The sequence below is a fragment of the Cribrihabitans pelagius genome, from assembly GCF_048820915.1.
Taxonomy (GTDB): domain Bacteria; phylum Pseudomonadota; class Alphaproteobacteria; order Rhodobacterales; family Rhodobacteraceae; genus Cribrihabitans_A; species Cribrihabitans_A pelagius.
Map to the genome: position 1 here is coordinate 30,086 of NZ_JBMERR010000020.1, position 16,453 is coordinate 46,538.

Here is a 16,453-nt window from a genome sequence, read left to right on the forward strand (position 1 = left end):
CCGCAGCCAAGCCGCACGAGGCATGCCATTGCGCGCTTAAGGAACTGTAATTACATTGTTTCGGGAAGTGGTGCTGCTGGAGAGAATTGAACTCTCGACCTCTCCCTTACCAAGGGAAAAGACCACTTAATAAAAAGCAAGCGAAAACAATTGCTTGCGGCAATCTCAAAAAACCACTTCCCGGATTTTGCCCGGATCGTGCTTTCTTCCCGGATTGCGCGCCTGTGCGGCTGTTCCTGGGTTTGAGCGGCTAAGAAAGGAAAATCGAGTGCAGGAGCAAGCGACAGCAGATCAGCAGATCCTAGCAATTTTAGAGCAATTGCAGGCGGCCATCGGGGCCGATGTTACCCGGCTCAAGCCTGATGAGGTGGACCGGGTGCGCACGATCCTCGCCTATGGTGAAACTCTGGTTGAGATCGCCAAATATGAGGACGCCAAGGGGATCGTGCGGGCGCGGTGGCGCAGTGTGATCCTGGGGATTGCTGCTGTGGTGTCTGGTCTGGCGCTGCTTTGGGAAAAGGTGGCAGCCGTTGGCCGGTGGGCCTTGGGGCTGGTGCAATGAGGGGGCCGGTTCACCCGTGCCGCCGCAAGATGCGGCCTTTGGACTGGCTGAGTGTAGGATTGATTGCCTTCGCGGTTGGCTCCCTCGCGGTCCCTGCGGTCCTGCCAGAGATCCTGCGCGTGGTGCGCGCGGTTCCTGCAGTGCAGTTGGATTGCCGTGAGCAGCAGGAGCCGCCGCAGCGGCTCAAGGTTTTTGAGCTGTAAGAGTAGGTAACCTCACTCGCTCCGCATGCCGTTCGCAGCCCAACCACGACATTCATGCAAGGTGCAGCGAAGACTCTGCTGCAAGAGCGAAAGACTTCCCGAGACCGGACATTCAAGTCTCCTCAGTTGGCCAGGGAGATGCTTCGCTCTGCTCAGACGGCAGCAAACGCAGGAAGCGAAGATTGCAAAGTCATGAGCCGCTATTTTCGCGATAGCTATGGGCGGATGTGGCAACGGTGAAGCGACAGGGAAGAAAGCGGAGGAGAAACCGCTTCCTCAGGAAGCTCTTCTGTGGTGGGATCTCGTTGATCAACTAGGAGTTAATGTGTTGCCAAAAATTGGATACCTCAGCGAAGATCGCCTGCAAAATATCCCCAAGCGACACTGGGCTGCACACGAATTTTCTTTTTATCTTTATGACCTGATTGCCGACTTAACTCATGCAGCCGAACAGATCGGTGCTGGACACATACACATCAAGCTTGAGACGGAAAGCGACATCGCGGCTATAAAGGCAGCTTCAAACCCGATTGATTTTCTTTCTGCTACTGGCAGGGTAGATGAAGAGCGCAGATTAATGGTGAATCACATTTGTGCTGCGCTGTTTCCAGATATGCTGCACTTTATTCATGCGGGCCTAACCGCTCTGGAAAAACGGAAGTTCACACTTGCGTTTGCATGTTTTAGGAAGCCTTTTAATGAGGGTTTGCCTCTCATCGCTTTGCTATGTGCAGATGAAGAAGATTTTTTCACGAAATTCAAAAGCGATCCCGTCAGTTTTCTTGATGGGGGTAACTTTAATCGACCAACCAAGAGGTTGGCAATTGAAGCAGCGATTGCGAAATGTTCTGATGCAAGCTTCATGTCTGCGGATGTGCTGTATGCTTGTCTATTCGATTTCAAAAACGCCTCTGGATTTGCCGGACTTTTCGACAAGGCAATGCATCTAGTCACGAGAAACCCAGACATCAAAACGGAGACCTATAATCTAAACTTTATATTCAAAGACCCAAGGCAAAACGATATATATGATTCTAGCTACCAAGGCATTTCATACGTTTTGCTTTGCATTCACTTGATGCAAATTGAGTTGCTGAAGAGGATGCACTTTCCAGCTGATGACTACCTGAAACAGCTTAATATGAGAGCTCTTGGAACTTACCAAGCTCTGTTCCTCAATGGACGCTCAGACATCGCGAGCAGCATGAATGATACGCTTGGTGAACTGATGAAATGCCCAACTTGCCACGAGCGCGTTCAACTTAGGAAAAAAACAGCCCCGATGTTTTTTGTTACCGAAAATCTTGAATGTGATAAATGTGGTCGTGTCAGCCAATTCCCGCTGGCTTGGTTGATGAGCAATCATGTCGATGGTGACAGCGACAGCCAAGTGTCTGATTTAAAGCCAGAGAATGGCGAGCTTACGGCCGGTGAAGCATAATCCGAACCATCCAACGCAAAGAAATCGCATACCTGCTTTGGGCTGGCTGGCGTCATCTAGCCGCAGGCGCCAAGTGCGGAATCGTTACGCCCCTGCTACCGCAGCGCCGCAAGGCGGCTTGGAGCCCAAAGCGACCAATACTTAGAGGTGGACAAATGGCTGCTAGGTGTAACAGACAAGTAGCGGGCAAAATCCGCAATGCCGCCAACCACTCTCAGTGGCGCGTGAAGAAGATTCCGCTTATGACACAGTGTGTTGCATTGAGCTTGGCTCACTACAATAATGGCCGATTTATGTTTTAATCAACAAGAAGACAACATGTATGGCGAATCTAAAAAAAACTCAGCTTGATCTCATCAAGAGATATGTTTCTCACCCGTCGGGCGTGGGCTACGTTGTAGATTTTTCCAATCAAACTTTTTCGACTTGGTTTCGTGATACTTGGAACGTTGATATTGATGATCCAAAATATGAAAGCGATGGAACATCAAAGGGCAACCGCTTAATATCTTTTTGTCGACAAAGTGATGAAGCGACCGTCTATAGAGTTCTCAATAGCCTTCGCCAAATAGCGCATGATCTTGACGTAGAAAAATCAGAGATCGTTAAGATAAAAGATGTTAAAGCCTTCGATAAGCTATTGGAAAGCATGGATCAGAAAGCTTCGAAAAACACCCAAGATGAGGTGTTAGACAAAGTAGTGGTTAAGAACGTTACCAGGCGACAATTGCTTTCAAAAGCAAAATCCAACGAAGTAAGCCTACTTTTGGTCGGCGCTACGGCTTTAGAAAACCTATCTGCCTTTCGGGAAGTTGTAAGATCCGACAATTACTGCGCCGCAGAATTTCCAGAAACTCATAGAAAGCTCCTGCAACTAATCGATGCTCTGATAGAACACATTGAGACACTTCTAAACATTCTTCCAACAGCATCGGTTGCCGCAACCGATGCCGATGGCGATCAAATAGTCAGTTGGACGCAACGCTACGTGAATGGCGCACTTCCGAAGCTCCAAGAGTATTTTACGCCTGAAAGATTGGGGACGACCTCGGTTCCCGTAGGGGTTATTCTTGCTTGCGGCGGTCTTGGCTCCTTGCTTACGGGCTTCAACCCGATCGGATTCGGTGCGGGAAGCGTGGTCGGTAAATTGATCGTAGGCGAAATGAAAAGTGGAGCAGCAGCAGATCAAATCACCAAACGGCTTGAAGTGGATGAATGATCCGACGGCGGATGGCTTGAGCTGTGCCAAGGATACCACAACGGTGGCCGAATGATGTATGCATTTATTACGGCAGCTTCGCCCGCACCGTCCCCGTTCAGAGACACAATTTGGCTGCACTCGCAGCGAAGGTCAGCTCTTTCCAATGCCCCTGCAGCATGGGAATGCTGACGCGCTGGATGATCCCATGGCTTTGCAAACGCCGCTATCTGCGCAAAGCGGGCGCATGGGCATTTCCTGACGGCGGGGCAGATTTACATTTTGTGATCCAATCGTCGGAGTGGTTCATCCTGTCTGCCTTCCATCTTCCTCGAAGGGTTCAAAATCATCCGGCGGCAGGGGCGTGTATTCGCCTGCCGCTGCCGTACTGGGCTTGGGTTTCGGGGTGGCCGGCACGTCCTCGCGCTTCATGCCCAAGGCGTGCCTGAGATCGTCAAACATGGCGTAGGCGTTGACCGGCTTGTTACAGCTCCACACGCCCGCCATCAGGATCGCGCGGGCGGTTACGCGCAAAGTGCGCCCCTCTGCCACCGCTGCGGCTGTGGTGTTGGGGCCAGCGCCAAACATGGCCTTGATCCGGCTTGCCGTTGATTTCTCAACCATTGCGCGGGCTTGCTGTTCGGATCCGTAGGGGCCAAGCACCTGGGCGGCACCTGGAAGCGAACAGCGCCCGGCAAAGGTTTCGCCATTGGGGCCAGGCGTCCATCCGGGCGAGATCCCGCCAACCTTGATGCGCCCGATGTAGTAATCCCGCCCGATCCACTGCGCCGCGGTCATTTGCTGGCTTTCAGTTTGAAGCCTGTCCAGCCGGTGTTTTGCAGCTTGACGTAACGGATCGGTTTGCCGTCGATGTGATCCACAAGCAGCAGGGCTTTCCGGGCGAGGTGTTCGGACCAAGCGTTCCCGGTGTTGAGCGCCAGCCATTCGCGGAACGCTGTCACAGCAACATGCGAGGCGGTAAAGGTGCTGTCCTTGCCGTCGATGGCGCAGCGATCGGAAAGAAACCGTTTGGCATAGTCCTGCGGGCTTTCGAGTGCCGCCCGCAATAGAGGGTCGCTCTCCGCCGCCTTGCTGCCGTGTAGCTTCTCGCGGGCTTCATTCCGGCGGGTTTCCTGGCTGTGTGCCTCGTCGCGCAGCCGGAAGGCCAGCAGCAGGAACACCTTTTCCCGCGCCTTGGTTTTGGCGCGCTGCTGACCTTCTTCGATATTGAAGCTTGCCGGATCCGCGTAGGCGCTCTCTCCGGTGACGGTAAAGCCGTTCTGCAGCTCAAGTGTGCAAATGGTGAGCGTTGTGCCCTCTGGAACGTGGTAGAGTTCCCGGCTGATTTCGAGATCCACCATTTCAGGGGTGACGCGCGGGGCATCGGGATTATCAATCATGAGCCATCCTTTAAGGGTTTAAATCAAGAAAAAAGGTGTTGTCAGGTCAAAAAAAGCCAAAGTGTCCTGCTGCCGTGCTTCAAGGTGTTTGCGGCAGTAGAAGGATTTCCAGTTCTTGGCCTGTTTGCGCCTGTACTCCGGCATTCCCGGCTCTGTGATTTCATTGCGGCAGCGCAGATATCCGGCCATCAGCATTCCTTTGCGCTTGCGAACTTCGTTGGCGCTTTCATAGGTGGCGCCAAGGCCGGGCCGGATCATGCCTGCCCGCCGACGTGAAAAGGGTTTGATGCTAAACAGCATGGTTGCTTGACCTCCTATCAGCGCAGGGCGCGCAGGTTGCTGGTGTGTGGCTGGTGCCCGCGCCGGAAGTCCCAGCCGTGCTGCAGCAGGCGTTCCGGCAGGTCTTCGGGTGCCATTTTGCGATAGATGTTGGCTGTGTCCGCATCGGCCCATCCGCCAAGGTCCAAGAGCTTTCCGAAATCCTGGGTCTGAGAGTAAAACCATGTGGCCCAAGTGTGCCGGATGGTGTGCGGCGTCACCTTGCGGGGGCCGTTGCCTTCCAATCCGGCGCGGTGGCGCGCCTTGTTGAATGCCGTCTTGATCTGGCCGCCGGTGTTGTCGCGCAGCTCATATGGTTTGCCGCGCGAAGTCAGAAACAGCTCCCCTTTTTCCGGCAGGTCCTTGGTGCAAATCATCTGGCGGGCGCGTTCGGGAAACTCGACCATCCGGGGATGCCCGCTTTTCGTGTCCACAAGGTACGCCTGCCGGGTGCCCTGGTAGAAGGTTGACGCCTGCAGGCTGAGAGTTTCGCGTACCCGCGCGCCTGAGCCGATCATGAAGCCTATGATCCTGATGAGGTGCGGCGGCAGCTCTGCCGCGAAGGCTTCAAATTCCTCCGGTGTCAACCAGCGGGTAACTTTGGTGTCTACCTTGCGGCGCCGCAGCCGGATAGGGTCGCAAAGTTTATCCTCGGCAGCCATGTTCAGGATGGCGGAGATCGGCGTGATGAGCTGGCGGTTGATCGTCGCGGGCGCAGCCTTCGGATACAGCTTTTGGGCTGCAGCGTTGATGGCGGCATTGTCGATCTCGGACAGTTTCTTGCCCGCGAAATGCCGCAGCAGGGGGTCAAGAAACCGCTCCTCTCCGTCCGCCATCAGGTAGTTGACTACGGCTTCCTCAAAGGTTGCCGTGGCTTTCTTTCCAAGGGCAGCACGTTGGAGGATTTGCGCTTCCGTCCTGATGCGGATCGCTTCTGCCGCTTTTCGGTTACTAGTTTGAGTGCTGCGGTCAACGTGGATCCCTGCGACAGTGCCGCGGATGTACCAGTTGAGCGAGCCGGGTTTGCGTCTAAGCTTGAGGGGCATGTGTGTTGCTCCGTGATAAAGGCATCAGCCAGATCTTCGCGCCGGTAGAGCACTTTGAACTTTCCGCGGGTTTCGATCCACCTCAGCAGACCTTTCCGGCGCAGATCGTCGAGGCCGCCGCGGTTGGTGACAATTCCATGCTCTGCCAGCCACGCGACTGCCTCATCCGTGTTGAGGTTCTTATCCTGGGTGAGGATTTGCAGCTTGTTCATTTGCCGGATGCCTCCCTGATGATCATGCCGCAGGTGAAAAGAAGAAAGAGAATCAACAGGCAAACGCCCATTCCTGAGCCGTCAATCAAGGCCACAATCGGGCCGTGAGATGGCGGCCAAGCGCTCGCCTGTGGCGGTGGTGTGTCAATGTTGGTCATGCTCTCACCTTCAAGGGTGTGTTTGGTGTGTATCACACATTTAAAGGTGTGGCACAAGCAATAAAGGCTTTCAAGTAGAGCTTTGCGTGCGCATCTATATGTTGTGCAGCTCCGGGTTGACTGACGCAAGTTAGCGTCCTAGGAGTGTGCAAATGACGATTTAAGGTTGGAAGGATACAATAATGTGTGAACCGCAGATGCCCCATAAGGGCGATGCGCAGCTTGTCCCGGAGAGCGTCAAAGCTCATCGGGGCGGCGGCGGGGGTTCCCGCAATTCAGGTGCAGCGCCCCAAGATTACGCCGGGGCCGCTGTTGTTTGTGAAAATGAGTTCGAAGTGTTTGGCGCCCTTGCCCCTCTGGCTGCTGGCCGGGGTGAGCAAGAGCTGAATGATTTGGCTGATCGCCTTGAGAGCTTCCTGGCGGAGCGCTAACGCCGCCTTTTAAAAGAACAAAAGCGGCGTTGCCGCCGCTTTTTCTTTGACTTGTTTGCCGGATCTGGTGGCATTCGTGAGAGCTTACGCCCTGCCTTTCTCGGCAGCAATAAATGCTTCAAGGTCTTTTGCGTCTATGCTGTCAATCAGTTTGGCAAGTCTAATGCGTGCGGGCGAAATTGCCTGATCTGACACGATTAGCGAGATTGGAACGTTTAGCACCTCACATGCTGAAAGCAGGTTTGTCAGAGTAATGTCTGTCTCACCTCTGCAAAACTTCCCCAGGACGTTGTTGCTCATGCCCCCCTCAACCGCGGCGGATGTCTCGCTGTAGGGACTTAGGGAAATAGCCATTCTCAAATTCATTCGGGCGTTTTCGACTTTGCGCAGGACTTCTGGTCTGCGCTCGTTCTTTGGTTTCGCCATTTGTTTTACCTAATCAATTCAAACTTTTTCGAGTGGTCGGGCTGCCGACCTCTAACGAATGGCTAACATTTAAAGGTGGGGTTGGCAACTTCAAGTAGGGATAACCCTTAATAAGGTGCGTTCGCTGGGTTGACCACACCTTTAAAGGTGTTATGGATACATATAGTGTTTGATTTGTGAGGAAGCACCATGAAGGAACAAGGAATCTTGGCGGATCTCCCGCCCCCTGCCGTGTTTCGCGGTTGGCTTTTGTGCGCTGTCACGGACTTGGAGCTTCCCGCTCAAGTTGTCTCAGGCGCAACTGGCGGCATTAACGCGGTTGGCCGGTTTATGAAGGGGAGCAGCAAGGATTTGCGGCTGTCCCGCGCCAATGCAGTTGAGGTTTTTTTGCGCAAACAGGCCGCGGAAAAAGGGAAAGTTCTGCCTCCTGTGACCCCTCAGGATGTGCAGGCTTACACGGTTCGCGTCTGCGCCAAGCTGGATGAGCGTTTCCCTGATTGGCGGGAAGCCATCGCAGAGCAAGCGGGGTGCGAACATGCCTGAGATCGGCCTGACGTTGAACGACAAGGAAGAGAGAGAGATCGAGCATATCGCCCGATCCTTTGCGGCGCAGCATGGTCTAGCCCCGGTTTCGGTTGGCGAAATGGCTACTGAGCTTCTGCGCAGTCATTTGGTTTTGTGCCGTGACTGCCCCGGCGTTCTGCCGTCGCCCAAGCCCGTTGTGCGGGGCAAAATTGCCCGCAAGGGGCGGATTGAAGGCAAAGGCGGTGTGAGCCTGAAGGATGGCATCAATGCCAAAGCCTGACCAAACCTATTTTTCTTCTGGCGGGCGTCGCTTGGTGCGCCGCGATCCGCGGCAGGATCCCAAGATGGCGAATTGCCCGATTGCCCTGCAGCGTATTTGCGGCACCTGTTCAGGCTTTCCACCGGATGCGGCGATCCGGGCCAAAGCGCAGCCCTGCGCCACCCGGCAAGTCTATGTGGACGGCTCGCGTTGTGCGGCGTCCTGCACTCTCTGGTCGCGCAAGAGCGCGCCTGTTTCCCCTATTGCACAAGGAAATTCGAAATGACTGCAGACAACCGCGACTACCGCACCATCATTGTTCATGGCCCGATGGGGTGCGGCAAGACGCATCACGGCAAGGATCTCGCCCGCGCCCTGGGTTGCCGCGAGGTGATTGACGGCTGGGCGGAAATGGGCCTCGCCAATGGCTTCCTTCCGCCGGTTTCTCCCGGTGCCCTGCACCTGACGAACCTGCCTCTGAACCCTGCGCGGCACCGCCCGCCGGAGGGCGCCGTTGTCCTGTCGTTTGATGCGGCTATGGCTGTGGCCTTTGCGGTGGGCGCGATCTGATGGCGGGTTCTCTCAACAAGGTCATGCTGATCGGCCACCTGGGCCGGGATCCTGAGGTTCGCACGTTCCAGAATGGCGGCAAGGTCTGCAACATGCGGGTTGCCACCTCTGAAAGCTGGAAGGACCGCAACACGGGCGAGCGCCGCGAGCGCACGGAATGGCATTCCGTCGCCATCTTCAATGAGGGCTTGGTGCGGGTGGCGGAGCAATATCTGCGCAAGGGGTCCAAGGTCTATATTGAGGGTCAGCTGCAAACCCGCAAATGGCAGGATCAGAGCGGGCAGGATCGCTATTCAACTGAGGTGGTGCTGCAGGGCTTCGGCTCTACGCTCACCATGCTTGACCCGCGGCAAGATGGCGGCTCGGGCAGTGGGTCCGGTGGCGGATCCGGCGAGGGCTATGGCGGCAGCTCGGGTGGTGGCTACGGCAGTGCATCCGGCGGCGGCCGCAACATTGATGATGATGAAATCCCGTTCTAATTTTGAACACCCCGCGGGCGGATCTGTCTGCCCGCGCATCCCCCTGAAATTCTGATTGATTGAGGTGCCCGCATGACGCTGGTGCATGATCCCCGTATTGATGATGCGCGCAACCGGACTATGCGCGAGGTTCTGGACAAGCTGCCCCCGCTCGCTGGCGTGAAGTTCGGCAAGCGGGAGGCTGGCGGACCATGCCCCAAGTGCGGCGGTGATGATCGCTTTTCGATCAATTTCAGAAAGGGCGTCTATAACTGCCGGTTTTGTGGTGGGGGCGATCACATCGGCCTTGTGCAGTTCGTGCTTGATTGCACTTTCATGGAAGCGATTGAAGTTCTGGAGGGCGAGCGCGTCGCGGAAATTGATCCTGCAGAGCGCGAGCGCCGCAGGATCGCGCGCGAGAAACAGCGAAAGAGTGATGAGGCCGCTGAGGCGCAATACCGCGCTTGGTCAATTCAAGATGCGGTCGATATCTGGTGTGCTGGTGGATCCTATGAGTTTCGCGGTTCTATAGCGGAGGACTACTTGGCGTTTCGGGTGCCGGGTTTCGAGCTGCTGCCGCACGCTTTCAAGTGCTTCCGGTTCATCCCGGATCTTCCCTATGTGAAGCGGATCAAAAGGCGAAATCACACGCTGCATTCCGGCCCGGTTCTGGTGGCCGCGGTGCAGGCCCCGGATGGCATGATGCGCGCGGTGCATCGAACTTGGATAGATCTGGATCAGCCAAGCGGCAAGGCGCAGATATTCGCGCCTGACGGCAAGCAACTGCCGTCCAAGGTGGTGCGCGGATCCAAGCAAGGCGGCGCGATCCGCCTCACCGGCAACGCCTGCGGATCCTCGCTGGTGTCTGGTGAAGGGATTGAGACAACCCTGACCGCCCTGGTTGGCGGCGTCCTGCCGGGCGCGAGCTATTGGGCCGGTGTGGATCTCGGCAACATGTCGGGCAAGCGCATTGGCGGCAAGTTCTCGGATGAGCCGGATATGGATGGCGGCCCCTCGTTTGTGCCGCCCTGCACGGTGAATGATTTCTGGCTAATCAAGGATGGCGATAGCGAACCCCGCCAGACCCAAGCACAGCTAACAGCCTGCGCCAAGCGGGCGATGCGGATCAACCCCGGCCTCAGCGCGTATATCGTGCCATCGGTGCCGGGCGGTGATCTGAACGACATGATCAAGAGGCCCGGCGAGCAATGAACGAACAATACGACGATGTGCGCGCGGCCTGGGACCGGGCTGAGCCGGTCTATCCTGATGGCTATGACCCCGGTCCGGATCCCCGCACCCCTCAGGATGCCGGCCCATATGATCCCGCCCATGATCCCGATGAGATCCTTGCGCAGGAATGCGCGGTGTTCCCGCTGAATGACTACGGCAATGGCAAGCGCTTCAAGAGCTACTTTGGCGCCGATTGCCTGTTTGTGCCGCGGGTGGCTTGGTTCACTTGGAAGGACCGCTTGTGGGAACAGGATGATGATCAGCTTGAAACCCGCCGCCTTGCACAGCAGGTTTCCGGCAAGATCACCCGCGAGGCGCAGCACATCCGTCTTGAGGAATGGGAGCAGATGCAGGTTGAGGCGGGCGATCAGGCCCGCGAGGAAGTTGACGAAATCAAAGCGGTCACGCCTTCCAAGCGCTCTGAGGAACAAAAGGCCCGCCTGCGCGATCTTGAAAAGGTTGTTGAGCGCAGCGAGGATCTGAAAAAGAAACTGTCGGCGCTGAGGCGCGGCCACCATTCGCACGCCAAAGCGGCCGGAAACACCGGCCCGATCAACAACATGATGCGCGAGGCGCAGGTTGACCTTTATCAGCCGCTTACCCGGCTGAATGAGGATCCGCTGATGATCAACACGGAAACCGGGGTGATCCGGTTCCGGGTTGAAATGGATCCGCGCACGAACAAGAAAAAGCTGATCCGCGAGGTGCTGAAACACGCGCGGGATCAGTACCTTTCAAAGATGATGGCGGTGGAGTTCAACCCGGATGCCCTGTGCCCGGATTTTGAGGAGTTCCTGATTTCGATCCAGCCGGATCCGGCGCTTCGCGAGTTTCTGCAGCGCTGGTTTGGCTACTGCCTGACCGGCCTGACCACTGAACAAAAGCTGTGCTTTTTCTATGGCGAGGGCCGCAACGGCAAGTCTACCATTGTGGATCTGATCGCAAAGATGATGGCGGCCTATGCAACCACGGTACCGATTGAAAGCCTCGCTGGATCCGATCAGCGCAAAGGCTCAGATGCAACGCCGGATCTGGTGCGCCTTCCTGGCGCCCGCATGGTGCGCGCCGCTGAGCCGGAGCGCGGCCAAAAGCTGAAAGAGGGCTTTATCAAGGCGATCACGGGCGGCGAGGAAATCCTTGTGCGCCGGATGCAGCAGGAATTTGTTGAGGTAACGCCTGAGTTCAAGCTGACGATCTCTGGCAACCACAAGCCGGAGATCCGCGGCACGGATAAGGGGATCTGGCGGCGGGTGCTGCTGGTTCCGTTCCTTGTGTCAATCCCGGATGAGGATGTTGATCCGCTGTTGCCGCAAAAGCTGTGGGCGGAGCGTTCGGGCATTCTGAATTGGATGCTGGAAGGGCTTGAGAAATGGCTGACAGATGGTCTGCAGATCCCTCAAGAGATCCTGGACGCAACAGAGGAATACCGTGAGGAAAGCGATCCCATGCTTGTGTTTATCAACAACTGCTGTGTTGTGGATGGGGATCCCGACGTGTTCACCCGTTCGCGCGAGCTGATCGACGCTTTCAATTGGTGGTATGTGGATGCGGGCAAGGGGGATCCCTGGACCTCGAAAACCGTTTCCAAGCACCTCAGCGACAAATCCAAGTTTCACAAGACGCCAGAGGGCAAGGGGTTCACGGCGGCCAAGGTCAGCGATACCGGCTATCGCGGGATCCGGCTGAGCAGCGATTTCATCCAGCTCCGTGAGGATGCGGAGGTGCGGGCAAAATACGGCTCTGGCGGCGGGCCTGAGCCGGTTGTGTGATTTTGGCGCGCGCTTACTGATTGAGTGCGCGCCATGCGCTGGACTGCTTTTCCGCACAGAAGGCAATCATATCGAATTGCGGTTCCCATTTGGGGATGCAGGTTCCCGCGACTTCCCGCCCTATCTCGGCGGGAAGGGTATCCAGAATATCAACAAGGGCGCCCATCCCTTCCATCTGCTTTCTGGCGCAGAATAGAACCATATCCCACTGCTGATCCCACTTGCGTTCACAATGCCGTAGAGAGGGAGCAAAATTAGCGTTGCCGCCAAGGGATTTTTCGATGGCGGTGTAGCCCGTCCATCCCTCTTGGCGCTTGTTGATGCAGAACTTGACCATGTCATACTGGCTTCCCCATTTGGCGGAGCATTCAGCCTTGACCTGATCGGGTGAGTAATCTTCTGCGGCTGCGGATGTTGCGCTCAGAAGAAGTGCTAGCAGGATCGCGTTTTTCAATTGAGGTGCACCTTAAAATGTGTGTATAAGCCTAAAAGGCGTTCTCGAAATTCTGTTCTGCTAAGGCTTGACACGGAATCGACGGATGGGCAACCTAAGGGCGCAGATCGGAAAAGGGTCTGCCAGGATTGGAACCCTGTCTGTTCGTAGACGCCTGATAGCCTGCGTCGTTTGTCGTGGGCTTTTCTTATGGTCAGGCGCATGGGGGCACCTTCGGGTGCGCCGCTTTCTACGGGCGGTAGTTCCAACCCTGTGTGTCTGGCCGCCAGAGATTGGAACCTCTCGTGGCTGGGTTTTGAAACCTAAACGTAGAGAGGGTCAATTATGACCATTCATACCCCATGCCTGAACCAACTGACCGCCGCAATGAATGTAGCCTCTGACGCTGTTGAGTTGGAGGGGCTTGCGCAGGCAATGCGCATCGTTGCGGCTGCCTTTGCCAGCGATCCTGACCTTGAGGCCAGCGATGCCCTGGATGCCCTTGCAATTGCGCTGCACAATAAATCCGTGTCGCACAGGCTGATGGCGGAGCAGTCGGGCGCTTTCACCCCTGCAGATATGTTCACTGAATAGGCGAACTAAACCTTTAAAGGTGCTATTTTGGCTTGCAGCACATCTTTAAAGGCGTTCTATCACCTATAAGGCGTGCTGCCTATTTTCAGAAAGGACATGACATGATGAACCTGACTATTCAAGATTTCAACGGTGAACCCCGGATGCGGGATACCGATATTGCAGAGGCGCTTGGTTTCTCGCGGGCGCGAGACTTCCGCAAGTTGATTTTGAGGTGCCTGGCGGCACTGGGCAGTTTTGGGGAGGTAACGCGCGCCATGCCGTCGCGCGTTGACAAGCATAACCCGAATGCTCGGGAATACTGGCTGAACGAACATCAGACGTTCTACATCTGCACGCAAAGCAAGACGGAAAACGCTTTCGCCATAACCCGGCAGATCATCAACCTGTTTGTTGCATGGCGTAATGGGCGGCTGAGCGAGCAGCCGGAGCAGGCGCAACCCGGCTTCCAATTGGATGCGGATACGCAAACATATCTCACCATGGTGCGTGAGGTGCGCATGACAAAGGGAAGGGCTGCCGCGAGCTGGCTTTATGACCGGCTGCCGTTGCCGTCTTTGCCGCCCAGCATCCAGCCGCAGCCCGTGGTTCAGGAGGGGCAGGAGGTGGATAATATCTTGCTGTTCTTGCAGGATAAATGCGTGATTTCTGGCCGCAAGTCGGATTGGATCCGCAGCCGCGATCTGTATGAGGCATACTGCGCTTATTGTGATGAGGGCGGTGTTCCACCGCACCCTCTCCGTGCTTTTGGCTTGCGCGCCAAGGCGCTGTCAGAGGTGTACAAGTGCCCTGATACAGGTGCCAGCTTCCGGCATGGAAAGCGTAGCGATACGGGGTTTCGTGGCCTGCGCCTGATCGACTGATAGGCCGTAGGGCTGAATTACCACAGGGCCGCCCCCTCACCGGGCGGCCTCTTTTTTTGTGTCTTGCGATCCCCGCACCCCTCTTTTCCGGCTGCACGCTTCGACCCCTAAGACCCCTATAGGTAGGCGGGAAGGGAAGGGAATAATCAGATCTGCGGGATTATAGGGACTTGGCGCGAGTTTGGCGGGACGTGGCCTATTCCAGGGGTGCGGGTTTTTGCAAAGAAATATCAGCGCGTTACGCGAGATCCGGGATCACAGGGATCACAGGGACCAAACTTTGGGGGCCTTGCCCTATGTGTGTGCGGGCGCGTTTTTGCGTGTTTATCTTTCCTGTGTGTGTACGGAAATCTTGATCCCTATGGTCCCTATGATCCCTAAGTGAAACACAAAGGTTAGAAAAATCAGGGGGTTGAGAGGCGATGCGGGCGCAGGGGTCCGGGGCACACGTGGTCCCTGCCTGATCCCTGACCCCTTGGTGTGATCCCTAAGAAACCCCTTTAAAGGCGTATAGCACCTCGTATATGGTGGCTGTACCTGAGGCGTTTCACTAGATTTTGTGGCTGAACAGAGGATTTGAGCATGAACCATGTAGCGGCGCGGCTGATCGCGGAGCGGGTCAATATCGCCATCATCACCAACCGGGCGCAGCGGCGGGCGCTGGTGGGCATCGGCAGCGGCGAGCGGGCCACGCCCGGCCCGGCCCGTGCAGTGGCAGAGTTGTGCGAGGCCAAGGATAGCGCCCCGGCGCCAACCACCTACGGCGGAGCAGAGGAAGCTTTTGAGCTGGTGCCGCCGGGCGTGCAGGCCACCCGGCAGCGGATGCCAGCCTTGCTGCGCCGGATGGATGAGCAGGACGCGCGCCGGGCTGCGGCTGAGGCTTACGCTCATGCCGTCGAGAAAGTCGGATCTGTGGCGGGCGCATCGGCTGAGGGCGGCAAGGCGGATGGCGGCGCGGCCACCAATGACGGTGGGGTGACAACCCGGATCCGCTATGCGGGCACGATCTCGACGGTGCAAAAGGCGCTGGACCGGGCGGGGGTGGCACTGAAGCCGAACGCTCAGGGCGGGGGCGCCCGCAAGCCGATCACCGCCCGCGCGCTGATGGATGCGATTTGCCTGGATGGCTCGGACATGAAAGCGATCTTGCAGAACGCGGGATGGTCGGGCCATCGCCGGGATGTTGCCACGCTGAACGCGCTGGCGGATGTGTATCTTGAGCTGATGGCCCGTGTTCTCGGGCTGGTGGCGCGCGATGCGCCCACGCCTTGGGATGCGTAACGCGGTACACTTTTCGGAAAGTGTTTGACAAAACCCGGAACCTCACCTTATAAGGTGTACCTACTGATTAAAGGTGTGTCCAGACGGCAACGCCCGCCCTGCAGCAGCAGCGCGGGCGTTTTCTTTGCCGTCACCAGCGCCAGCCGAAAAGGGGTTCCAGCCATGAAGTAGCCTAGTTCTCGCTCCACTTAGCACAAATATTTCCCGCCGCCCGCAAGAGCGGGTTTTGAAGCCCCACGCCAAGGGGCAGGACCGCGTCAGCCCTAAGCACCTCAGGTGCGGGGCGCGCGGCCACAGTTTTGAATTTGGCGCGCACCGGAAACCCTACACATGATTGAACTGTCCGTAGACACGCGCGCCATAGAGCGGCGGCTGAACAGCATTGCATCAAGTCAACTGCCGTTCGCCACCGCTCTAGGTATCAATGACGTGGCCGGTCAGATCCGCGACGCTGAGCAATCCGGCTTAGAACGCGATCTGGACCGGCCCGCCCCGTTCACCAAGCGGGGGATGTTTGTTGCCCGCGCCTCCAAGCGCCGCCCTGTCGGCGTGGTGGGCTTCAAGAAAGTTCAATCCCATTACCTGGCCCTGCAGGCTTCCGGCGGAACGCGCCGTGCGAAGCGCAAGGCAGTGGTTGTGCCGGTGGGCGCCCGCCTCAACAAATACGGCAACATGCCCCGCGGCGCGCTCAAGCGCCAGCTCGCCAAGCCAAACGTTTTCTCTGGCAAGGTGAAGGGTGTGGCCGGTGTCTGGCAGAGGCCAGACCGGGGGCGGCGCCGGGACGGCACACGCGGAACCAAACGTGCCAAGGGCCTCAAGCTTTTGGCGGTTTACAAATCCGCTGTGAAGTATTCACCGCGCCTCAAATTCGAGACGCGGGCAAAGGTATTGGCGAGCCGGGAGATCGGCCCCGCCATCGCAAAGCATCTGGCCTATGCAGTGAAAACCGCACGCTAAGGGAGTGTTGGGCCTTGGGTCCTTCCTGGCCCCTGGCCTCATGCGGGTAATTCGCGCCCCGGTGCTTTGATGTGTTTCATGATGCTCAGGGATACAGATTAGGGTTGATGTTGTTG

The 16,453-nt window shown here is 56.8% G+C and carries 23 protein-coding genes and 1 tRNA gene; 17 read left to right on the forward strand and 7 right to left on the reverse strand.

What is annotated here, in order from left to right; genetic code table 11:
- Positions 1-68 precede the first annotated feature (68 nt).
- Positions 69-142, reverse strand: a tRNA-Leu gene (locus ACOHX0_RS16835).
- A gap of 126 nt (positions 143-268) precedes the next feature.
- On the opposite strand from ACOHX0_RS16835, the gene ACOHX0_RS16840 reads away from it, so the two are divergent.
- The 4 genes from ACOHX0_RS16840 (at position 269) to ACOHX0_RS16855 (ending at position 3,425) form a co-directional block, all read left to right on the forward strand.
- Entirely contained in the window at positions 269-562 is a 294-nt protein-coding gene (locus tag ACOHX0_RS16840) for a hypothetical protein (RefSeq protein ID WP_420678309.1), read from the forward strand.
- Positions 563-600: 38 nt separating this feature from the next.
- Positions 601-765 (forward strand): hypothetical protein, encoded by a 165-nt coding sequence (locus ACOHX0_RS16845; protein ID WP_420678310.1) that lies wholly within the window; start codon positions 601-603, stop codon positions 763-765.
- A gap of 217 nt (positions 766-982) precedes the next feature.
- On the forward strand, positions 983-2,206 hold the full coding sequence (locus ACOHX0_RS16850; RefSeq protein WP_420678311.1) for a hypothetical protein: 1,224 nt from the start codon (positions 983-985) through the stop codon (positions 2,204-2,206).
- 322 nt (positions 2,207-2,528) lie between these two features.
- A complete protein-coding gene (locus ACOHX0_RS16855; protein WP_420678312.1) occupies positions 2,529-3,425 on the forward strand; it encodes a hypothetical protein in 897 nt (298 codons plus the stop codon).
- Between the two features lie 285 nt (positions 3,426-3,710).
- Here ACOHX0_RS16855 and ACOHX0_RS16860 read toward each other — a convergent pair whose 3' ends face one another.
- Genes ACOHX0_RS16860 through ACOHX0_RS16875 form a run of 4 tightly spaced genes read right to left on the reverse strand, consistent with a single transcriptional unit; the run spans position 3,711 to position 6,168 of the window.
- Complete coding sequence (locus tag ACOHX0_RS16860) at positions 3,711-4,202, reverse strand: hypothetical protein (protein ID WP_420678313.1); 492 nt, start codon at positions 4,200-4,202, stop codon at positions 3,711-3,713.
- The gene (locus ACOHX0_RS16865; RefSeq protein ID WP_420678314.1) at positions 4,199-4,804 is read right to left on the reverse strand and encodes a Gp49 family protein; all 606 of its coding nucleotides are present in this window, start codon (positions 4,802-4,804) and stop codon (positions 4,199-4,201) included. The genes ACOHX0_RS16860 and ACOHX0_RS16865 overlap by 4 nt, the downstream gene beginning before the upstream one ends.
- Before the next feature lie 18 nt (positions 4,805-4,822).
- Positions 4,823-5,104, reverse strand: coding sequence for a hypothetical protein (locus ACOHX0_RS16870; RefSeq protein ID WP_420678315.1), 282 nt, complete (start codon positions 5,102-5,104; stop codon positions 4,823-4,825).
- A 17-nt stretch (positions 5,105-5,121) separates the two neighbouring features.
- Positions 5,122-6,168: a tyrosine-type recombinase/integrase gene (locus ACOHX0_RS16875; protein ID WP_420678316.1), complete on the reverse strand. Its 1,047-nt coding sequence runs from the start codon at positions 6,166-6,168 to the stop codon at positions 5,122-5,124.
- A 5-nt stretch (positions 6,169-6,173) separates the two neighbouring features.
- Between ACOHX0_RS16875 and ACOHX0_RS16880 the strand changes: the two genes are divergently transcribed.
- Together ACOHX0_RS16880 and ACOHX0_RS16885 are read left to right on the forward strand one after the other, a co-directional pair.
- Entirely contained in the window at positions 6,174-6,488 is a 315-nt protein-coding gene (locus ACOHX0_RS16880; protein ID WP_420678317.1) for a hypothetical protein, read from the forward strand.
- A gap of 232 nt (positions 6,489-6,720) precedes the next feature.
- Entirely contained in the window at positions 6,721-6,969 is a 249-nt protein-coding gene (locus ACOHX0_RS16885; RefSeq protein WP_420678318.1) for a hypothetical protein, read from the forward strand.
- A gap of 84 nt (positions 6,970-7,053) precedes the next feature.
- Here the strand turns inward: ACOHX0_RS16885 and ACOHX0_RS16890 are convergent, their stop codons facing one another.
- A complete protein-coding gene (locus tag ACOHX0_RS16890; RefSeq protein ID WP_420678319.1) occupies positions 7,054-7,395 on the reverse strand; it encodes a helix-turn-helix domain-containing protein in 342 nt (113 codons plus the stop codon).
- Between the two features lie 189 nt (positions 7,396-7,584).
- Here ACOHX0_RS16890 and ACOHX0_RS16895 point away from each other — a divergent pair, with 189 nt between their 5' ends.
- The 7 genes from ACOHX0_RS16895 to ACOHX0_RS16925 all read left to right on the forward strand — a co-directional run bounded on the left by ACOHX0_RS16895 (position 7,585) and on the right by ACOHX0_RS16925 (position 12,209).
- A complete protein-coding gene (locus ACOHX0_RS16895) occupies positions 7,585-7,938 on the forward strand; it encodes a hypothetical protein (protein ID WP_420678320.1) in 354 nt (117 codons plus the stop codon).
- Entirely contained in the window at positions 7,931-8,200 is a 270-nt protein-coding gene (locus ACOHX0_RS16900) for a hypothetical protein (RefSeq protein WP_420678321.1), read from the forward strand. The genes ACOHX0_RS16895 and ACOHX0_RS16900 overlap by 8 nt, the downstream gene beginning before the upstream one ends.
- Positions 8,187-8,465: a hypothetical protein gene (locus ACOHX0_RS16905; RefSeq protein ID WP_420678322.1), complete on the forward strand. Its 279-nt coding sequence runs from the start codon at positions 8,187-8,189 to the stop codon at positions 8,463-8,465. The genes ACOHX0_RS16900 and ACOHX0_RS16905 overlap by 14 nt, the downstream gene beginning before the upstream one ends.
- Complete coding sequence (locus tag ACOHX0_RS16910) at positions 8,462-8,749, forward strand: DEAD/DEAH box helicase family protein (protein ID WP_420678323.1); 288 nt, start codon at positions 8,462-8,464, stop codon at positions 8,747-8,749. Before ACOHX0_RS16905 ends, ACOHX0_RS16910 begins: the two co-directional genes overlap by 4 nt.
- Positions 8,749-9,228: a single-stranded DNA-binding protein gene (ssb, locus tag ACOHX0_RS16915; RefSeq protein ID WP_420678324.1), complete on the forward strand. Its 480-nt coding sequence runs from the start codon at positions 8,749-8,751 to the stop codon at positions 9,226-9,228. Before ACOHX0_RS16910 ends, ssb begins: the two co-directional genes overlap by 1 nt.
- 72 nt (positions 9,229-9,300) lie before the next feature.
- Positions 9,301-10,419 carry a DUF7146 domain-containing protein gene (locus ACOHX0_RS16920; RefSeq protein WP_420678325.1) on the forward strand — a complete coding sequence of 373 codons (1,119 nt, stop codon included), beginning with the start codon at positions 9,301-9,303 and terminating at the stop codon, positions 10,417-10,419.
- Positions 10,416-12,209 (forward strand): DNA primase family protein, encoded by a 1,794-nt coding sequence (locus ACOHX0_RS16925; RefSeq protein ID WP_420678326.1) that lies wholly within the window; start codon positions 10,416-10,418, stop codon positions 12,207-12,209. The genes ACOHX0_RS16920 and ACOHX0_RS16925 overlap by 4 nt, the downstream gene beginning before the upstream one ends.
- Before the next feature lie 13 nt (positions 12,210-12,222).
- On the opposite strand, the gene ACOHX0_RS16930 is transcribed toward ACOHX0_RS16925, so the two are convergent.
- Positions 12,223-12,663 (reverse strand): hypothetical protein, encoded by a 441-nt coding sequence (locus tag ACOHX0_RS16930; protein ID WP_420678327.1) that lies wholly within the window; start codon positions 12,661-12,663, stop codon positions 12,223-12,225.
- A gap of 324 nt (positions 12,664-12,987) precedes the next feature.
- Between ACOHX0_RS16930 and ACOHX0_RS16935 the strand changes: the two genes are divergently transcribed.
- From ACOHX0_RS16935 to ACOHX0_RS16950, 4 genes are all read left to right on the forward strand, one after another.
- On the forward strand, positions 12,988-13,236 hold the full coding sequence (locus tag ACOHX0_RS16935) for a hypothetical protein (RefSeq protein ID WP_420678328.1): 249 nt from the start codon (positions 12,988-12,990) through the stop codon (positions 13,234-13,236).
- 101 nt (positions 13,237-13,337) lie between these two features.
- Positions 13,338-14,099 carry a primase-like DNA-binding domain-containing protein gene (locus tag ACOHX0_RS16940; RefSeq protein WP_420678329.1) on the forward strand — a complete coding sequence of 254 codons (762 nt, stop codon included), beginning with the start codon at positions 13,338-13,340 and terminating at the stop codon, positions 14,097-14,099.
- 582 nt (positions 14,100-14,681) lie between these two features.
- Positions 14,682-15,380, forward strand: coding sequence for a hypothetical protein (locus tag ACOHX0_RS16945; RefSeq protein ID WP_420678330.1), 699 nt, complete (start codon positions 14,682-14,684; stop codon positions 15,378-15,380).
- Positions 15,381-15,710: 330 nt separating this feature from the next.
- A complete protein-coding gene (locus ACOHX0_RS16950) occupies positions 15,711-16,337 on the forward strand; it encodes a hypothetical protein (RefSeq protein ID WP_222509213.1) in 627 nt (208 codons plus the stop codon).
- Positions 16,338-16,453: the final 116 nt, after the last annotated feature.